This window comes from Thermoanaerobaculia bacterium, from assembly GCA_035593605.1.
Taxonomy (GTDB): Bacteria; Acidobacteriota; Thermoanaerobaculia; order UBA2201; family DAOSWS01; genus DAOSWS01.
Genome location: DAOSWS010000001.1, coordinates 1 through 17,898, shown reverse-complemented (window position 1 = coordinate 17,898; position 17,898 = coordinate 1). Strand labels below are relative to the sequence as shown.

Genomic DNA, 17,898 nt, shown 5'->3' with positions numbered 1-17,898 from the left:
CTCCCACATCAGAATATCATAAAATCCTTGAAATGTAAAGGTTAAGTTCAATTATACACGCCTGATTTCACTCCGTACTCAGGCTACAATTCTGATGGTGACGTACCGGCTTGATCGGGGGTGGAAAAATGATCGTATCCCCTCTCACGGATACTGATTTTCCTCGATCCATCAAAATATGTAGAGCTCGTTCCTTGCACAACACGACCAATTGTTGGAAAGGGTAGGTGCCGGTGGGAGGTCCAGAGGAGCTGAAACTCTTCGCCGGAAGATAAAAGATTTTCAATGGCGAGATCCATAGCCCCCGCGTGACGGGGAATGTCCTGAACGTTGATTTCCGCCCCGACTTTCGAAGCTCTGCATAATCGTTCCAGATCCAGGGCCAACCCGTCACTGATATCGAGGCATGCGTTCATGTAACCTCTCCCGTGCAGCATCGGGCCCAGCGGATAGGGAAGATCGGGTGTCAAAAAGGCATTGAGCGCACTCTTTTCAGAATCCGAAGGATGATCTTCCCCGCGGGACCAGACTCCCTCTTTCTTCCTCCATCCCTTGAGGACCAGTGCCAGGCCTGCAGCAGCACCACCCAGGGAGCCGGAGAGATAGATCCAATCCCCCTTCCGGGCGCCACATCTCCGTGCAGGAGGTAGACCGGCCGGCAGTCTTCCCGTAACTGTCATACTCATATAGCGCACCGGCGAAGCAACGGTATCGCCCCCGGCGACCTTCAGGCCCCACTTTCGGGCCATGGCCGCCAGTTCATCTGCGTATTGAATCAGAGTTGAAGAAGATGTCCGGGGCAGACCCAGGGCCACAAAGATATGCCCCCCCACTCCCCCCATGGCGTTGATGTCCGAGAGGCTGGCCGCAACACAGCGGGAAACGAGATCGGCCGGTTCAGTCCAGCCCGGAAAATGTACAGTTTCAGTAAAGGTGTCCACCGTAACGAGGAGTTGACCCTCCGGTGCTTCGATAAGGGCGCAGTCATCTCCCGGTCCGAAGAAGGTCGAAGATCCGGACGGAAAGCAGGTGGCAATATGGGAGAGAAATTCTTCCTCGTTCACTTCTTGGGGAGAAGGGCTCGTTTGAGGACGGCGGCGATGGAATCGGCAAAGGTAAGCTTGACCGTTTTCCGGATCTCCTCCGGAATCTCCTCCAGATCTTTCTTATTCAGTGTGGGAAGGATGATTTCCTTCACTCCCGCCCGATGGGCCGCCAGGATCTTTTCCTTGATCCCCCCCACAGGCAGAACCTCTCCCCGAAGGGTGATTTCCCCGGTCATGGCAACGTCTCTACGGACCGGACGGGCTGTCATAAGACTGATCATGGCCGTCACCATGGTGACACCGGCCGAAGGACCATCCTTGGGAATGGCTCCCGCCGGGACATGAACATGAATGTCATGGGTCGTGAAGTAATTGTCCGGTATGCGAAATTGCTTCGCATGAGCCTTGGCATAGGTAAGTGCCGCCAGTGCAGATTCCTTCATGACATCACCCAGATGACCGGTCAGCTGGATCGCTCCTTTCCCCTTCACAGCCTGGGATTCGATGAAGAGAATATCTCCCCCCACCGGTGTCCAGGCAAGCCCTGTAGCCACACCAACCTGATTTTCCTTCAGAAGGGACTCTTCCTGGAAGATCGGAGGACCCAGCAGAGATTCTGCGACACTGGATGTAACGACTTTTTTTCTCTTTTGTGCTCCGCTGGCGACTCCGACAGCCACCTTTCGACAGACTGCGGCAATGTTACGCTCCAGATTCCGGAGTCCCGCCTCCCGGGTGTAGCGACTGATCATGGTGGCCAGTCCCTCATCGGTAAATTCGATTCTATTTGGCTTGATTCCGTTTTCTCTGATCTGTTTCGGGATAAGGTGTGTCCGGGAAATCTGAATCTTTTCTTCCAACGTATATCCAGCCAGCCGGATCACTTCCATCCGATCCAGAAATGCCGGATGAATGGGGTCCAGGTAGTTGGCCGTGGCAATGAACATCACCTGAGAGAGATCAAAATCGACTCCGAGGTAATGGTCCCGGAAGGCATGGTTCTGCTCCGGATCCAGAACTTCAAGGAGGGCTGCGGACGGGTCTCCGCGGAAATCGGCTCCCAGTTTGTCAATCTCATCCAGCATGAAGACGGGGTTGGCGCTTCCTGCCTGATGAATCCCCTGAATAATTCGACCGGGAAGGGCCCCAACATAGGTCCGACGATGCCCGCGTATTTCGGCCTCATCCCTGACACCTCCGAGGGAGATGCGGGCAAATTTCCTGCCCAGCGCGCGTGCGATCGACCGTCCCAGGGATGTCTTTCCCACTCCCGGGGGACCGACAAAACAGAGGAGCGGTCCCTTCATCCTGGGACCCCGAAGCTTTCTGACGGCAAGATACTCCAACATTCGTTCCTTGATCTTTTCGAGGTCATAATGATCCTCGTCCAGGATCACCCTTGCCCGGTCCAGCTTCAGGTTGTCGCGTGAAGTCTTTCCCCAGGGAAGATCAACCACCCAGTCCAGATAGGTACGCACGACATGGGCCTCCGGAGACTCGGGAGACATCTTTTCCAGCCTGGATAACTGCTTTTCCACTTCCTGACGCGCGGCCTCATGAAGTAACAGCTTTGAGATCTTTTCCCGATATTCGTCAATTTCTTCCTGGAGGTCACCCCGTTCTCCCAGTTCCTTCTGGATTGCCTTCAGCTGCTGCCTGAGGAAATAATCGCGCTGAACCTTATCAATCTCTTCCCTGGCCTCGGACGTGATCTTCTGCTGGACATCCAGAAGCTGGATTTCCCTCTCCAGATGAGCATTCACAAGCTGAAGCCGTCGTATGGGCTCCAACGTCTCAAGGATGGTCTGGGCTTCCGATACCTTCAAATCGAGATTGGCAGCAACAAGATCGGCCAGCCTTCCAGGATTATTCTGGTCGGTGGCCAGGGCGACGATATCCGGACTTATCGTCTTCCCCTGGGAGACAACCTTTTCAAGATTTTGTTTGACGGCCCGGATGAGTGCTTCTACAACAATCGTTTCCTCTTCAACTTTCTTATCTTCAAGAATCTGAATCTTTGCAGAGAAGGACGGATCGGTCTGGGTCAGGGTTTCAATCTTTCCCCGGGTTACGCCCTGAACCAGAATACGCATCTGACCATCAAGAAGCTTCATCATTCGCACGACCACAGCAACCGTTCCTACATCAAAAATGTCCTCCGGTGAGGGTTCCTCCTTTTCCGCATCCTTCTGAGAAACGAAAAAGATCATCCGATGGCCGGAAAGGGCTTCATCCACAGCATGAACCGACCGTTCTCTTCCGATGGAAAGAGGCAAGACGGTATAGGGAAAGATAACGACATCCTTGATCGGAACGATGGGAAGCCGGTCGGGGATCTGGATCGCTTCCGTCTTATCGGTCATGGTTCCTCCACCGGGATGTGATAGAGTCGCTGACGACGCTCCGCAATACATGGAAACTCAATGACAAGGACTCCATGAAACAGAGTCGCCCGACACTCCCGAAGATTTACCGATTCTCGAATCGGGATAATGCGGGAATAAGTGCCAAATGTTCGTTCCAGAAGATGGTGCTTCCTTCCTTCCGTTTGAGACCAGCGTTTTTCACCCTTTATGGTTAAGATCCCCGCCGAAAAAGTGATATGCAGGTCGCCAGCCTTCATGCCCGGGGCGTCCATTAGAACGACGATTTTATCCTGCAGGTTCAATACATCGACAGCCGGTATGTAAGAAGAGGGATAGTCCTCCGCCTTCTGCAATTCACGGATAAATTCCTGAAGGACTCGTTCCAGCTGATGATGCAGGGCAAGGAAATCGCGGTGGCTTTGACTCACGGTTTATGGGGAATCAGGTTCCTGATCTCTTCAATAAACGAGTCGATATCTTCAAAACGACGATAGACAGAAGCGAAACGGACATATGCGACCTGATCCAGGTTCCTCAGCGATTCCATAAGGATTTTTCCGATCTCTTCCGTGGAGATTTCACGCTCTTCCCGGCCAGAAATAATACGCTCAACTTCGTCAGCCACTGCCTCCAGCTTTGTAATGGGCACGGGCCTCTTTTCACAGGCCTTCAAAAGCCCGGTCATAACCTTTTCTCGATCAAAGGGGTCCCGATTCCCGTTTCTCTTAATGACAAAATAGGGAATGGTCTCAATTTTCTCGTACGAGGTAAATCGGCGATGACAATGCTCACACTCCCTCCGCCGGCGGATAACCTCTCCCCCCTTGCTTTCCCTCGAATCGACGACGCGATCCTGAATTTGGCCACAGTAGGGGCATTTCATGGACTCATTGTAACATGAAAGGATCCCCCTTTCGGGGGATCCCTGTATTCGCGTAAAGGATAAAACCGAAGCCTATTTTACTTCGACATTGTCGACAACGAAACGACGCTCTCCGACGATTGAGGTATGCCCCTTTCGATCCAGAACCTCTACGACGATCTCGTGTTCTCCATCGCTGAGAAGGGTTGTATCGATAAAGGTGTCCCATCCAGAGTAGAGTCCAACGATCGAAGCTTCAAAGCTTGAGTACACGTCCGGGCGGGACCAGCCATAATCAGCTTCAATATAAGGAGAATAGGGCTCACCGTCACCGTCCACGTATACTCGGATCTCTACAACGCCATCGTAATCGATCGCCCAGCCGATAACGTGAATCATCCCGTGGACTGCCTGATAACTGGCTGGCCTGTCAATATATCCAAAGGCCGGAGCCGTATCGATTCTGTCAATGCAGGCAAAGAAAACGGGAATATCATCGATAATCGTCACTGTATCGGTGTAATCTCCCACCCTGATAGAAATATGATGGGATCCTTCCGTAAAACCCCAGTTGGCAATCAAGTCTCCTACATCCAGAAGGAACTGAAAACCGGCATTGGGTGAATCAACGTATCCCACATAGAGTTCCTGAACATCGGGACGGAACAGCCCGTAACAGTCCACATAGTCCCAGATCAAAGGATTATCTTCAAAGTAGCAGTCGGTACGTGTGTTGGACAGCAGCGCGCCATCTATCATCAACTCAGCATAGGCTACTCCGCCTTCATCTTCCCGGGCACCCACATCAAGAGCCCAGCCTTTGACCCAGTTCAGGGGATGGAGGCCCGTCGGAGGAATGGATGGACCGCCGGGAAGCTTGCAGCTTCCGGACAGGTCACAGCACCCCCAGAGGGTAACATCACGAAGCGGCCAGTCCAGAAGACCGAAAGGCTCAAGGTTGACGCTGTTATTGCTTACGGGAACAGTGCGCTCCGCCAGAATCCTTGTCATCCCGTAGGTATCCACGGCCTGAACCCGGAAAGTGTGGAGGTTGGACGTCAGGCGGGTTGTATCGAAATTGTAGATAAACCCGGAACGTCCCGACATGGCAAACATGGGAAGAGCGTGGTAGACATCGGGACGTTCTCCGCCATAGACTGCGCCGCCGGCAACCTGACCATCAACAATAACCTCGATACGGTCAATGCCGTCTTCATCCAGAACCCAGCCCTTGATCGGGTAGGATCCACCCAGCGTTTCCGAAGGCATTGGACTGTCAAGATAACCGCGTGGAGCCGGATTGATGTCATTATCAACCATTACCGTCCGGGTTCCGATCACAGTCTGAACATCGTTGGCATCGGTGACAACCAGGTGGAACGTGTGGGGACCATCCACATAAGCTGCAGCGTTGAACCCCACCGTAAATCCCGGATGCCGGCTCGGTGTATATTCATACTCGGGGTAGTGCTCTATCACATCGTCACGAGGGACTTCCAGGTTGGCGGTTCCGACATAATCTCCATCAATATAGAGATCAATAAAGGAAATGCCTTCATGGGAAAGGACCCACCCTGCGATGACCACGACTCCGGACACCGTATCTTCAGGCAGAGGTGTATCAACATGCCAGAGAAGCTCGCCAGATCGTAAAACGGTGTAGGTTCTGGTACTGACTCCCAGGGCATCCAGAATCTGAACACCGGGGATAATCTCCGGGGATGCGGAAGATTCCAGGCTGACTAACTCCTTTACGGGACGATCAGCCCACGAATCCATGGTTCCCGCCACGCCCGCGGCAGCCAGTAAAAGGAGCGTGCTCACGAACAAAATCACTATACGGGACATTGTTTCCCTCCAGTGGAAGAATGTAAAGCGCACCAAAAGTTCAAGTAAAACCTTAGCAAGTTACAAGTAAATTACCATGATAAAATAGAAATGTCAACCCCATGCGACGTCTTTTCGGCACACTGCTATCTCTTTCCCTCGGGATCCTGCTATTTGGTCTCTTTCTGTACAGGACCGATATGGGAGCAATACTTCGCCACCTGGAATCCGTTCACCTTGGATGGCTTCTTCTCGGGTTAAGTATCAACCTTGTCGCCGTCCTTCTTCGATCGTACCGATGGATCCTGATGCTTTCCCCCATTCACCGGTGTTCATTCACCAGAGCCACAGGAGCTACATTTCTGGGTTATGCCCTTTCTACCCTTCTTCCCGCCAGGGTCGGAGAAGTGATCCGTCCTCTCTACCTCGCCGGCGAAGAGGGGTTTTCCAGAGTTTCCTCCGTTGCGTCGGTAGTCCTGGAACGTCTCATGGACACGACCTTCCTGCTTGGCCTGGCCTGCATAGCCCTGATGTCCCTTGGAGGTGAAAGGGCTACAGCTTTAACAAATTCTCTTCGGCAGGGAGCTATTGTGGGCCTGGTAATTCTGGGCGTGGCCTATGGGTTTGCCCTGGTTCTCGTCTATCGTCCTTCCCTGGGAGAATGGCTGATCGGCAAGATAAAGTGGGCAAGAATACGTGCGCCCCTCTCCAACATCTTTCGGAGCCTGACGTTTCTGAAACCCGGCTGGTCCCTGCTCCTCATCCTTCTCCTCGGCGGACTGATCTGGCTGGGCATCGCACTGAATGCCTATTGTGCCTTTCGTGCCTTTGATATAGAACTCGGGCTTCCGGAAAGTTTCATGGTGATTGCACTTATGGGAGCAGGATTTCTGGTCCCCAGCCCGGGTGGCGTAGGAGGGGTTCACAAGGCCATGCAAATTGGACTGACCGAGATTTATGGAATCGGATACGATCTGGCGTCCGCCTATGCCCTGGTGCTTCATGCGGTTGCCATGATCCCTCTTACCCTTATCGGGCTTGCCTACATGGTCGTCGCAAAAACGTCCTGGAAAAAACTACTCGCTCTCAGAAACACGAAGGAAGGAATGGGTGAAACCATGGAATCCGAGGGTCAGTCTTTACCTCCGGAAAGCCAGCTTTCCGATTGATAATTGGGAGATTCCTTCGTAATGGTAACGTCGTGGACATGAGACTCCCTGAGTCCTGCGAAGGTGATCTGAATAAACCGGGCACGGGTGCGAAGCTCCTCAATGGATGCACACCCCGACAATCCCATTCCTGCACGCAGACCCCCGATCATCTGGTGAATGATTGAGGCAAGAGAACCCTTATAGGGCACCTGTCCTTCCACACCTTCGGGTACAAGCTTGGCCAGCTCACTGGACTCCTGGAAATACCGGTCTTTTGAGCCGATTTTCATCGCTCCGATGGATCCCATTCCCCGGTATGACTTAAAAGCTCGACCCTTGTACAGAATCACCTCTCCCGGGCTTTCCTCCGCCCCCGCAAAGAGAGATCCGATCATCACAACATTTGCTCCGGACGCAATGGCCTTGACAATGTCACCGGAAAATTTGATTCCACCATCAGCGATCAGGGTGACATCACGGCCTTCCACGGCCCTGCGGCACTCCGAAATGGCGGTAAGCTGCGGTACGCCTCCACCGGTTACGACCCGGGTCGTGCAGATCGAACCGGGACCGATACCAATTTTAATCCCGTCCACTCCCAGCTCACACAGAGCTTTGGCACCTTCATACGTCGCGACGTTTCCGGCTATCAGGGGAAAGGAAGGATATACGTTTCTGAATTTCCCTACGAGGTCCAGGACACCCTTACTGTGGGCATGGGAACTGTCAATCACGATACAATCGACCTTTGCGTCCATGAGGGCCGCAGCCCGATCCAGGGCATCCTGAGACACACCGATGGCGGCCGCAACCCGCAGACGCCCCTGCTGATCTTTGCATGACGTGGGAAATTCGAGCTTTTTCTGGATATCCTTAACGGTGATAAGCCCTTTGAGAAATCCCCTGTTATCAACGACAGGAAGCTTTTCGATCTTATGTTTATGGAGAAGCTCCTTTGCCTGCTCAAGGGTCGTACCCTGCGGAACGGTGACCAGATTACCGGATGTCATCACTTCACGAATAAGACGATCCTTATTGGTTTCGAACCGGAGATCCCGATTAGTAAGAATTCCAACAAGTTTTCCCTTATCGTCCACAACGGGAAGACCTGAAATCCGATAGCGTTCCATCAGATCCAGGGCTTCCAAAACCTGCTGTTCCGGACGAACCGTGACGGGATCGACAATCATACCCGACTCGTATCGCTTTACCATATCCACTTCTGCGGCCTGCGATTCAATGGATAGGTTTTTGTGAATCACCCCCAGGCCTCCCTGCTGCGCAATGGCAATGGCAAGACGACTTTCCGTAACCGTATCCATCGCAGCCGAAATAATCGGAATATTCAATCCGATGGCGCGGGTAAGGCGGCTCTGTACGCTTACCTCCGCGGGATGAACCCTGGATTCGCCGGGAAGCAGAAGCACGTCATCAAAGGTCAAACCGATGGGAATGGATGGTAGGCTCATGCGTTGACTCCACAGCAGTGCTTGTATTTTTTACCGCTACCACAGGGACAGGGATCATTTCTGCCCACCCTGGGGCCGGCACGGCGAATCGTTTCCACGACCGCCTGGGGTCGGTTGGGTTCCTGGGGTCTCTGTACCGTGGGAGCCGGCTGTTCCGGTTGCGAGTAATGCACTTCCGAGGGTGCTCTTCGCATGGCCCGGGCCTCTGCCATTCCGACAGGCTCCATTTGAAATCCATATTGAATAATCTGATCTTCAATGCGATCCATCATGGCCTGGAAGATATCGAAGCTCTCCCTCTTGTATTCAACCAGGGGATCTCTCTGTCCGTATGCTCTCATCCCGATTCCCTCTTTGAGATGGTCCAGGGCAAGAAGGTGATCCTTCCACTGGTGATCCACGACAGCCAGCATGATAAAGCGTTCGTGGTTGTCCAGCATCTCATCCCCGTACGTTTCCCTGCGGAGATTGTAAGAAGATTCAACACGGCTCCACAGGTGTTCTTTGAGCTCATCGATTCCAAGAGTTTTCAGCGTTTCAAGCTCTTCTTCCAGGTTGATTCCAAAGTATCGACGGATCTCCCGAATAATGGCATCAAGGGTCCAGTCATCGGGATCGATATTCTTCGGGCAATTTTGATCAACCTGATAATCAAGAATATTTCGGCCTACCTCCAGGAGATACTCCTTCCCCATTTTCCCGTCCAGGATTTCTCTCCGCATCGTATAGATGGCTTCCCTCTGTTTGTTCATGACGTCATCGTATTCGAGAAGGTGCTTCCGAATGTCAAAATTGTGCATCTCGACCTGCTTTTGGGCCCGCTCAATGGCGCGGGAAACCATCTTGCTCTCTATGGGTATGTTCTCTTTCATACCAAGCTTCTGCATGATGGAGGAAACACGGTCCGAGGCGAAGATTCGCATCAGATCGTCTTCCAGTGAGAGGTAAAAGCGACTCGTTCCGGGATCACCCTGTCGGCCGGAACGACCTCGAAGCTGATTGTCGATCCGACGGGACTCATGCCGCTCCGTACCCAGAATATGAAGCCCGCCAATTGAAAGAACGTCATCCCGTTCCCGGGAACATAATTCCCGGAAATCTTCCACCTTCCGGTCAAATTTTTCCTGTCCCTCCTCCGGGTGCACATCCTTTCGTGCCAGAAATTCCGGGTTTCCTCCCAGGAGAATATCGGTCCCTCGCCCTGCCATATTGGTGGCAATCGTTACCGCACCCTTTCGCCCGGCCTGGGCGACAATTTCCGCTTCCCGTTCATGGTATTTGGCATTGAGGACGACGTGGGGCACTTTTCTCTTTCGGAGCAATTTTGAAAGAAGTTCGGAATTTTCGATGGAGATGGTGCCCACGAGAACGGGCTGTCCCACTTCGTTAAGCTGCGCGATCTCTTCAACGACAGCCCGCCACTTTTCGATTTTTGTCCGGTAAATGATATCGGGATGGTCCTTTCGGACCATCGGTCGGTTGGTCGGAATCACGACAACATCCAGCTTATAAATCTGAGAAAATTCCGCGGCTTCCGTTTCAGCTGTCCCCGTCATTCCCGCCAGAACTTCATACATGCGAAAGTAGTTTTGAAAAGTGATGGTCGCGAGGGTCTGATTCTCCCGCTCGATTTTGACTCCCTCTTTCGCTTCCACCGCCTGATGCAGTCCGTCGCTCCATCGGCGTCCCGGCATAAGACGGCCCGTAAATTCATCCACGATGATGACCTCTCCATCCTTGACAATATAGTCAACATCCCGGTTGAAGAGGGCGTGAGCCTTGAGGCCCTGCTGGGCTGCATGGAGAAGATCCATATTGGACGGGTCGTAGAGATTACGGACTCGAAGAAGATTTTCGACTTTTGCCACACCTTCTTCGGTGAGCGTGACGGAACGGGCCTTCTCGTCCACGATAAAATCCCCCGTCACCCGTTTTTCCCCCTGTCGTTCTGCGATTTCTTCTCCACGAACCAGTTTTGGGATAATTCGATTGACCCGGTAATAGATTTCTGTCGATTCTTCTGAGGGTCCGGAAATAATGAGCGGTGTTCTGGCCTCGTCAATCAAGATCGAGTCCACTTCGTCCACGATCGCGTAGTAGTGGGGACGCTGGACCATCGATTCAATGGAAAACTTCATGTTATCCCGGAGGTAATCGAACCCGAACTCGTTATTGGTCCCATAGGTAATATCGGCACCGTAGGCTTCCTGCCTCTGACTGTCGGTCAGGCCGGCCTGGATGGTTCCCACGGAAAGGCCAAGAAATCGATAGATCTGCCCCATCCATTCGGTATCACGACGGGCCAGGTAATCATTGACCGTGACGACGTGTACCCCCCTCCCCTCCAGCGCACGCAGGTAGGCCGGCATCGTTGCAACGAGGGTTTTTCCTTCACCCGTTCTCATCTCTGCGATCTTTCCATCGTAGAGAACCTTTGCACCGATCACCTGAACATCGAAGTGGCGCATATGGAGGCTGCGGCGTGCTGCTTCCCGCACGACCGCAAAGGCATCGACCAGAATGTCATCCGTAGTCGCACCCTGGTCAAGTTTCTGGCGGAACTCCCCCGTCATGGCCCGGAGCTGGTCATTGGAAAGAGGCTTGAACCGTCCTTCCACATCGTTGACCGCAGAGACCAGAGGCAGAATCCGCTTTAAAACGCGTTCATTTTCCGTTCCGATGATCTTGACAAGGAGTTTGTTGATCATGGTTTCAGTGTTGGGCTCCCGGGACCGACCAACCTGAAAACCTACAGAGAATCTAAGATATAGGCCGCGGGGTCGACTGGTTTCCCGTTAAGTTGAACTTCGTAATGGAGGTGCGGGCCCGTGCTTCTGCCTGTGGAGCCCACAAACCCCAGGGTCTCACCACGTCGGACCTTCTGCCCCACAAGAACCGAAGTTCTGGAAAGATGAGCGAAGAGGGTTACCATTCCGCGCCCGTGGGATACCTTAACGACATTTCCATATCCACCATCATAGCCGACAGAAACAACGAGACCATCTCCAGGAGCAACCACTTCTTCTCCCCGGGCCGTGGAAATATCCAGAGCCGTATGGAATTCAGGTTTTCCCGTGAAAGGATCGGTCCGCATGCCGAACCCTGTTGTCGGAACTCCCTGAACAGGCGCAATGGTGGGTGTTGTGGCGAGAAGCTTGGCATTCTCGACCTGAAGATCCGCCATCTTATCGAGGGATTTGAGAAGCCGGTTCTGCCAGAGAATAATTCCATCTCCCCGTTCGACAGGCCGTGCTTCCAGTCCTCCGATACCTCCCACCCCTTCACTTGATCCCCCGGTTTCAAAGTCACTCATGAGAGCGAGGGATTGCGTCTTCCGTTCAATGGCCTTCATCTGTCGTTCGATATGAGAGAGGTGGTCTTCGTAGTAGGCGATCTTTTCCGTCAGCTCAAGGTTCTTGGTCTGCAACTGACGCATGGCGGTCTGGTGCACCTTTGCGTGAAAAAATTGAAACGTCAAATAGATACTGGCCGCAAATACCAACACGAAGCCCGTAATAAAGAGCCAGAGAAGGGGGAGTGCAACACGTATCTTTCTGAACTTCGCCCGCTCGTGGGGAACGAAGATAATCGTCAACCTTTCCACGGATAAAGACACTATCATACAAAGTACGTTTTGTCAACGTTGCGCGAACTTTTGCAAATTATCCGCCCCCTCAGGTATTGCGTATCCAGGATAATAAACTACTACAGATAGTAGCCGGGAATGAATCTGCCCTGTCGATTATCCCTCTCCAATAATCTTGACCAGGACCCGTTTCTTCCGGTCTCCGTCAAATTCTCCGTAGAAGATCTGTTCCCACGGGCCGAAATCCAGAGCTCCCCGGGTGATCGCCACAACCACCTCTCTACCCATGATGGTCCGTTTCAAATGGGCATCCCCATTATCTTCACCCGTCCGATTGTGCCGATACAGGGAAACGGGCTCATGGGGAGCCAGTTGTTCCAGCCATGTGTCAAAATCTCCGTGAAGGCCAGGCTCGTCATCGTTGATGAATACCGATGCCGTGATATGCATGGCGTTGACCAGCACCAGCCCCTCTGTCACTCCGCTCTCTCTCAAACAGGCTTCCACTTCCCCGGTGATGTTCACAAAGCCCCTGCGTTCCGGAATATGAAACCAGAGTTCTTTTCGATAGGATTTCATGATTTTCGCTCCTCCTGAATCTTGTTTTTTCGGGCCTTTCCCGCTCCCATGTGGGCCTGTCGAATCGGTTCGGGCATTCGGAATTTTATACTGGTTTTCAGGACCCAATCGATGGCGTCCTCAAGTAGAATTCCAAAGCCGGTCGATACGGTGACAGGACGCACATCCCGCACCGTGCGAACCCGGGCACCAAGAATCTCATTCCCGGCAACGATAAGGGAATGGTCCCCACGGTAAGGCTCCGGCTCCTTCCAGGTTCCGCAGAGTGGCTGATCCGCCACCCCCACCGTTGGCAGGGAACAACGTTCGCCTACGTAAACCGCCAGGCCGGACCGTTTCGGATGCACCCTGCCGTGACCGTGAACAAAGACAACCTCTGGATGAAACGCAAGCGTATCGATAAGAGAAAGAAAGAGATCTCCCTCACGTTCCGAGAAGAATCCGGGACGATAGGGTGCAGGATCGCGTTGATATGCGACAGTAACGGAGACGACATCTAACCGGGGAAATCGAAGGGCGACAGCGGCCCCTATCTGAAGAGAGTCATCCCTGGAGTAGGAGGCATCGAGACCGATCAGGAAGCAGTCTGACGAAGATGAAGAGTCTGCTTCCATATCTCTGCATCGATAAAAACCTCGACAATTTCAGAGTCCAGTTGACCATCCCCTGCTTCCATCCTGAGGATATCGAGGGCCCGATCCACGGGCACCGCTTTCTTGTAGGGACGATCGGAAGCGGACAGGGCGTCAAAGATGTCGGCAACCGTCATAATCCTGGATTGGATGGGAATCTCCGGTGCACCCAGACCCAGGGGATATCCCCGCCCGTTCAGCTTTTCATGGTGACGGTAGGCAATTTCAGGGATATGCTTAAGATCCTTCGTCCAGGGGATCTTTTTCAGGAAATTGTAGGTGTGGGTCACATGGGACTCGATCTCCAGGCGTTCCCGCTCATCGAGGGATCCCTTGCGAATCGAAAGTATCTGTGCCTCCTTGGGTTCCAGCGCAACGAGTCGCTCGCCATTGGAAGTTTCATAGATCCATCGCTGTATTTTCTGGAGAAATTCAAAATCTCCCTCGGGTAATACCGTCGGCAGATCGGCTTTCAGAATGGCTTCAAGGTAAGCATCCAGGGTATGAATTAAATCGGCCTGCTTCAGATCGAGACTGGAAAGATCCGCTCCGTTTCCCTCAAGGAGAAGGTTCAGTTTTTCCCTCAGGATATCGGCTTCCACGGCTTTCCGCATGTATCGGAACCTCTGTTCGACCCGTTCTCTTTCGTACGGGTAGAGTTTCTTAGCCTTGACAAGAACTTCCTCCCTGACACCAACCTTTCCGAAGTCGTGCAGAAGCGCCGCCCATTTGATCTCCTGGATCATGGCAGAAGAAAACTTCACGTCACGAAAGGGTCGGGTGGAAAGCCGATCGATAATTTTGGCCACCTCGACTGTCAGGATGCTGACCCGGAGAGAGTGCCCTTTTGTCGTCGGATCCCGCTGCTCGATCGCCGTCACCGATGCCTGAACAAAACCCTCAAAGAGATTGCGGATGGAATCGTAGAGCTGGCTGTTTTCGATGGCAACGGCGGCCATATTGGCAAGGGCAGTAATCCGTTCCTGGATTTCCTCATCATAGGGAAGTACTTCCCGCTCGGCAATCTCCGGCGCGGAGAGGAGAAGGTGCGAATCGGGCTTCCGGTTGATCAGCTGGAGAACTCCGATAATTTCGCCCTGATGGTTGGTCATGGGAATGACCAGCATCGATTTGGAACGATAGTTGGATGACCTGTCAATGGAACGGTTTATCGAGTAGGGAACCCCTTCGGGAAGCTGGTAGGCATCATCGATGCGAAGGGTTTCCCCCGTGATGGCCACATAGCCCGCAAGGCTTTCCTTGGAAAGAGGAAGCTTTACCTCTTTCAGGGACAGGGGGCAGGAGTCATTCTGGGCCAGCTTGAAAATCAGGTGTCGATCTGCATCTTCTCCCCGAACGAGATAGAGGCTGGCGGCGTCCGAGCAAGTCAGCTGGCGCACTTTGGTCAGAATCAGGTCGAGCAGGCGATCGAGATCCTTTTCCGCCGCAAGGAGGATGCCGATATCCACAAACTCCTTGGTATACGAATGGTCCGCTGCCGCCATGAGTGTGGGCAGAATCCGAAAGAGCCCCCTTGAAAAACCTTCAATATCCTTCTCATTTCGAATCCGGAAGGATCCGTGATCCTGAGCTCCCGAACCGATCCTGCAGATCCCCATACCGCGAGGAAGAGACCCGTCCGGTGGTTCCAGGCAGAGAATGAGGGCTGGAAGGTGATAATTTCCCCCCTCCGGAATAGAGGCATGCCACTCCATGGGGAACAGGGCTGTGGCCTGCTGAAGCATCGATGAATTGATCCCCTTCTGAACATAGACATGAACCTGTGTCAAGGCGTACTCCCCGGGCTATAGTTGACCTGAACGGTTCGGACACCTTCCAGGCCGAGCAGACACTGCCGAACCCTCTCCCCCAGGTAATCCGCTTCTCCCAGCGTCAAGGCCGCAGGCTGAAGGAGCCTCAGGGTAAGGTCGATGCCGCCTTCTCGATAGTCGATCGTAACATGTTCCACCGTATCTAACCTGATAACACCTTTCAGGGCCCGATTCATTTCCTCACGGAGCCTTTCCCGGTCCATGAGCGGTTCCCCTCTGTCGCTCCCTCCTTCGGGGTCGATATGAACCAGAACTTCCCTCACTTCAGGAATATCCTGAAGAACCATTCTTCGCGCACGTTCTGCAATGTAGTGCCCTTCGGACACGGAAATCTCGGAAGGGACCTGCAGATGAACATCGACCCAGACTTCGCTCCCGACCCGGCGTGCGCGAAAATCGTGAAAATCCCTGACCCCCGCCACGCGGGAGAGGGATGCCCGGATCTGCTCCTGCAGGGCTTCCTCCACCATGGTATCGGCAAGGTTGCGAAAGGCATCAAGAAAGATGGCAAAGCCTGCGTGACCCACCATGAGAACCACGATCAGGGCCGCCAGAGGATCCATGGCCGGTGTTCCGAGCCGGGCGAATAAGATTCCCAGAAAGGCCACCACGGAGGAAAGGGCATCAGATCGATGGTGCCAGGCATTGGCAATAATGAGACCGGAATGCATCTCTTTTCCGACTCGAACCGTGGAACGGTAAAGTACTTCTTTTGAAATAATAGAAATCAACGCGGCCGCCAGGGTGATATATCCGGGCAACTCCGCCCTGGGGTGAAGAAATTTCTGAACCGAATCGACGGCAAAGTAGACAGCCAATCCAATGAGAAAGAGTCCCATGATCAAGGCGGCAAGAGTCTCAATCCTTCCATGCCCGTAAGGGTGGTCTCGATCCTGAGGAAGGAGGGCCCACCTCCGTCCGGCAAATGCGACGATATCGGTAGCAAGATCGGAAAGAGAGTGAATGGCATCGACAACGAGGACGGAGGAGCCTCCCGCAATGCCTGCCAGGAATTTGATCCCGGTCAGAACCAGGTTGACGATACCACCGATTACGGTGATCTTCAGGCCGGGATCTCTGCCGGTCTCAGGACTCGCGGAAGGAACATGTGATTCCATCTTCCTACCATTATAGCCTGACCGTGCAATGGGAAGATTGGAAACGAGAATTGGACTGCTGTGCTACACTTTGCCTATGATTACCCATCATCATATGGAACGCAGAGACAAGGTCAGGGCAAAGATGGAGGATGGCGATGTCCTTCTTCTCTTTGCCACACCTGAAGGCCACGAAATGGGAGGAGCCCCCCGCTTTTACCAGGACCGGAACTTCCTTTACCTGAGCGGTTTTCCAGAACCCGACGCCGCCCTGATCCTGATTCCCGGAGATTCCAGCCCGTACAAACTCTTTGTCCGCCCCAGAAATCCCGACCTGGAGCGATGGACGGGACGCCGCTTCGGAATGGAAGGTGCCCGTGATGTCTTTGGAGCCGATGAAGCCTTTTCCTTCGAATCTCTGGAAGAAAAGTTAACAGAGCTCCTCTTTGGAAAACGCCGTCTCTTTTACAGATTCGGCGTCCGTTCCGAGTATGACGCCATGGTGTTGCGTGTCCTGACCCATCTGCGAAGAAATCAGAAACCCGAGAACAATCCGGGGGCCGTTGTGGACAGCGGCCAAATCCTTCACCCCCTGCGCCTGATAAAAACTCAGGATGAAATCGAACTGACAAGGAAATCGGTCCAGATTGCCATGAAGGCCTTTGCTTCCGCCATAAAGGAGACAAGGGTCGGCATGTTCGAATATCAGGTGGAAGCCATGGTGGAGGAAATCTACCGGTTTGAGGGCGGCGACGGCCCCTCTTTTCCCACGATTGTGGCTGCCGGGGTCAATGCGACCTATCTTCACTATGTAGAGAACTCGAAGCAGATTGAACCCGGAGAACTCTTTCTTCTCGATTCCGGATGCCTGTACGGCGGATATGCTTCAGACCTTACACGGACCTTTCTTCCCGAAACCCAGGCCCCGACTCCTGAGCAGAATGCCATTTACGATGCAGTCCTTGCCATTGAGCAGACCATGGTGGACGAAGTCCGTCCCGGGATTTCTCTCTACGAGCTGAACCAGATCTGTCAGCGAAAGGTCACCTCTGCTCTCGTTGATCTGGGCATTCTTTCCGGAGATATTGAAGAGATTGTGACCTCCAACCGCCACAAGACCTTCTTTCCCCACCGGCTCGGTCACTGGCTGGGGTCCGACGTCCACGATGCCGGGTCCTTCGGAATGGAGGACCCCGGCCTGAAGCTCGCCCCGGGAATGATGCTGACGATTGAGCCGGGAATTTATATCCCGGAGGATGCGGAAGGTTCCGCAAAGCCCTTTGCCGGGATCGGTGTCCGCATCGAGGATGACGTGCTGGTCACGGCGGAGGGAAGGGAAAACCTCTCCATCGACCTCCCGAGGGATATCGTTTTTACCGGGTAAAGAGTTTTTGTTTCCTCGCTGTTTCATGTGGGTAAGTTGAAGTCCAGTTTTCCCGCAATGAGATAGG

Annotated in this window: 14 protein-coding genes; 2 read left to right on the top strand and 12 right to left on the bottom strand. The window is 53.3% G+C overall.

Annotation, left to right across the window (positions count from 1 at the left end; genetic code table 11):
• Positions 1–83: 83 nt before the first annotated feature.
• The 5 genes from thiL to PLD04_00050 form a co-directional block, all read right to left on the bottom strand.
• Positions 84–1,064 carry a thiamine-phosphate kinase gene (gene thiL, locus PLD04_00070; GenBank protein ID HXK66713.1) on the bottom strand — a complete coding sequence of 327 codons (981 nt, stop codon included), beginning with the start codon at positions 1,062–1,064 and terminating at the stop codon, positions 84–86.
• Positions 1,061–3,409: an endopeptidase La gene (gene lon / locus PLD04_00065; protein HXK66712.1), complete on the bottom strand. Its 2,349-nt coding sequence runs from the start codon at positions 3,407–3,409 to the stop codon at positions 1,061–1,063. The genes thiL and lon overlap by 4 nt, the downstream gene beginning before the upstream one ends.
• Entirely contained in the window at positions 3,406–3,840 is a 435-nt protein-coding gene (locus tag PLD04_00060) for an Hsp20/alpha crystallin family protein (GenBank protein HXK66711.1), read from the bottom strand. The genes lon and PLD04_00060 overlap by 4 nt, the downstream gene beginning before the upstream one ends.
• Positions 3,837–4,295, bottom strand: a complete 459-nt coding sequence (gene nrdR, locus PLD04_00055) for a transcriptional regulator NrdR (protein HXK66710.1) — start codon at positions 4,293–4,295, stop codon at positions 3,837–3,839. Before nrdR ends, PLD04_00060 begins: the two co-directional genes overlap by 4 nt.
• A 72-nt stretch (positions 4,296–4,367) precedes the next feature.
• The gene (locus PLD04_00050; GenBank protein ID HXK66709.1) at positions 4,368–6,098 is read right to left on the bottom strand and encodes an Ig-like domain-containing protein; all 1,731 of its coding nucleotides are present in this window, start codon (positions 6,096–6,098) and stop codon (positions 4,368–4,370) included.
• Between the two features lie 125 nt (positions 6,099–6,223).
• Between PLD04_00050 and PLD04_00045 the strand changes: the two genes are divergently transcribed.
• Complete coding sequence (locus tag PLD04_00045) at positions 6,224–7,270, top strand: lysylphosphatidylglycerol synthase transmembrane domain-containing protein (GenBank protein HXK66708.1); 1,047 nt, start codon at positions 6,224–6,226, stop codon at positions 7,268–7,270.
• Here the strand turns inward: PLD04_00045 and guaB are convergent.
• The 7 genes from guaB to PLD04_00010 all read right to left on the bottom strand — a co-directional run bounded on the left by guaB (position 7,234) and on the right by PLD04_00010 (position 16,468).
• Entirely contained in the window at positions 7,234–8,721 is a 1,488-nt protein-coding gene (guaB, locus tag PLD04_00040) for an IMP dehydrogenase (GenBank protein ID HXK66707.1), read from the bottom strand. The genes PLD04_00045 and guaB overlap by 37 nt on opposite strands.
• The gene (secA, locus tag PLD04_00035) at positions 8,718–11,429 is read right to left on the bottom strand and encodes a preprotein translocase subunit SecA (GenBank protein ID HXK66706.1); all 2,712 of its coding nucleotides are present in this window, start codon (positions 11,427–11,429) and stop codon (positions 8,718–8,720) included. The genes guaB and secA overlap by 4 nt, the downstream gene beginning before the upstream one ends.
• A 41-nt stretch (positions 11,430–11,470) precedes the next feature.
• Positions 11,471–12,325 carry a M23 family metallopeptidase gene (locus PLD04_00030; protein HXK66705.1) on the bottom strand — a complete coding sequence of 285 codons (855 nt, stop codon included), beginning with the start codon at positions 12,323–12,325 and terminating at the stop codon, positions 11,471–11,473.
• 138 nt (positions 12,326–12,463) lie between these two features.
• Positions 12,464–12,886 carry a secondary thiamine-phosphate synthase enzyme YjbQ gene (locus tag PLD04_00025; GenBank protein HXK66704.1) on the bottom strand — a complete coding sequence of 141 codons (423 nt, stop codon included), beginning with the start codon at positions 12,884–12,886 and terminating at the stop codon, positions 12,464–12,466.
• Entirely contained in the window at positions 12,883–13,500 is a 618-nt protein-coding gene (locus PLD04_00020; GenBank protein ID HXK66703.1) for an endonuclease V, read from the bottom strand. Before PLD04_00020 ends, PLD04_00025 begins: the two co-directional genes overlap by 4 nt.
• Positions 13,461–15,308, bottom strand: coding sequence for an HD domain-containing phosphohydrolase (locus PLD04_00015; protein ID HXK66702.1), 1,848 nt, complete (start codon positions 15,306–15,308; stop codon positions 13,461–13,463). Before PLD04_00015 ends, PLD04_00020 begins: the two co-directional genes overlap by 40 nt.
• Positions 15,305–16,468 (bottom strand): cation diffusion facilitator family transporter, encoded by a 1,164-nt coding sequence (locus PLD04_00010; GenBank protein ID HXK66701.1) that lies wholly within the window; start codon positions 16,466–16,468, stop codon positions 15,305–15,307. The genes PLD04_00015 and PLD04_00010 overlap by 4 nt, the downstream gene beginning before the upstream one ends.
• Before the next feature lie 76 nt (positions 16,469–16,544).
• Between PLD04_00010 and PLD04_00005 the strand changes: the two genes are divergently transcribed.
• Positions 16,545–17,831 (top strand): aminopeptidase P N-terminal domain-containing protein, encoded by a 1,287-nt coding sequence (locus PLD04_00005; GenBank protein HXK66700.1) that lies wholly within the window; start codon positions 16,545–16,547, stop codon positions 17,829–17,831.
• Positions 17,832–17,898: the final 67 nt, after the last annotated feature.

Bases quoted from the DNA above. Each gene is read 5' to 3' on its own strand.
- lon (HXK66712.1), bottom strand. From the start codon at position 3,409: ATGACCGATAAGACGGAAGCGATCCAGATCCCCGACCGGCTTCCCATC.
- nrdR (HXK66710.1), bottom strand. From the start codon at position 4,295: ATGAAATGCCCCTACTGTGGCCAAATTCAGGATCGCGTCGTCGATTCG.
- PLD04_00045 (HXK66708.1), top strand. From the start codon at position 6,224: ATGCGACGTCTTTTCGGCACACTGCTATCTCTTTCCCTCGGGATCCTG.
- guaB (HXK66707.1), bottom strand. From the start codon at position 8,721: ATGAGCCTACCATCCATTCCCATCGGTTTGACCTTTGATGACGTGCTT.
- secA (HXK66706.1), bottom strand. From the start codon at position 11,429: ATGATCAACAAACTCCTTGTCAAGATCATCGGAACGGAAAATGAACGC.
- PLD04_00025 (HXK66704.1), bottom strand. From the start codon at position 12,886: ATGAAATCCTATCGAAAAGAACTCTGGTTTCATATTCCGGAACGCAGG.
- PLD04_00020 (HXK66703.1), bottom strand. From the start codon at position 13,500: ATGGAAGCAGACTCTTCATCTTCGTCAGACTGCTTCCTGATCGGTCTC.
- PLD04_00010 (HXK66701.1), bottom strand. From the start codon at position 16,468: ATGGAATCACATGTTCCTTCCGCGAGTCCTGAGACCGGCAGAGATCCC.
- PLD04_00005 (HXK66700.1), top strand. From the start codon at position 16,545: ATGATTACCCATCATCATATGGAACGCAGAGACAAGGTCAGGGCAAAG.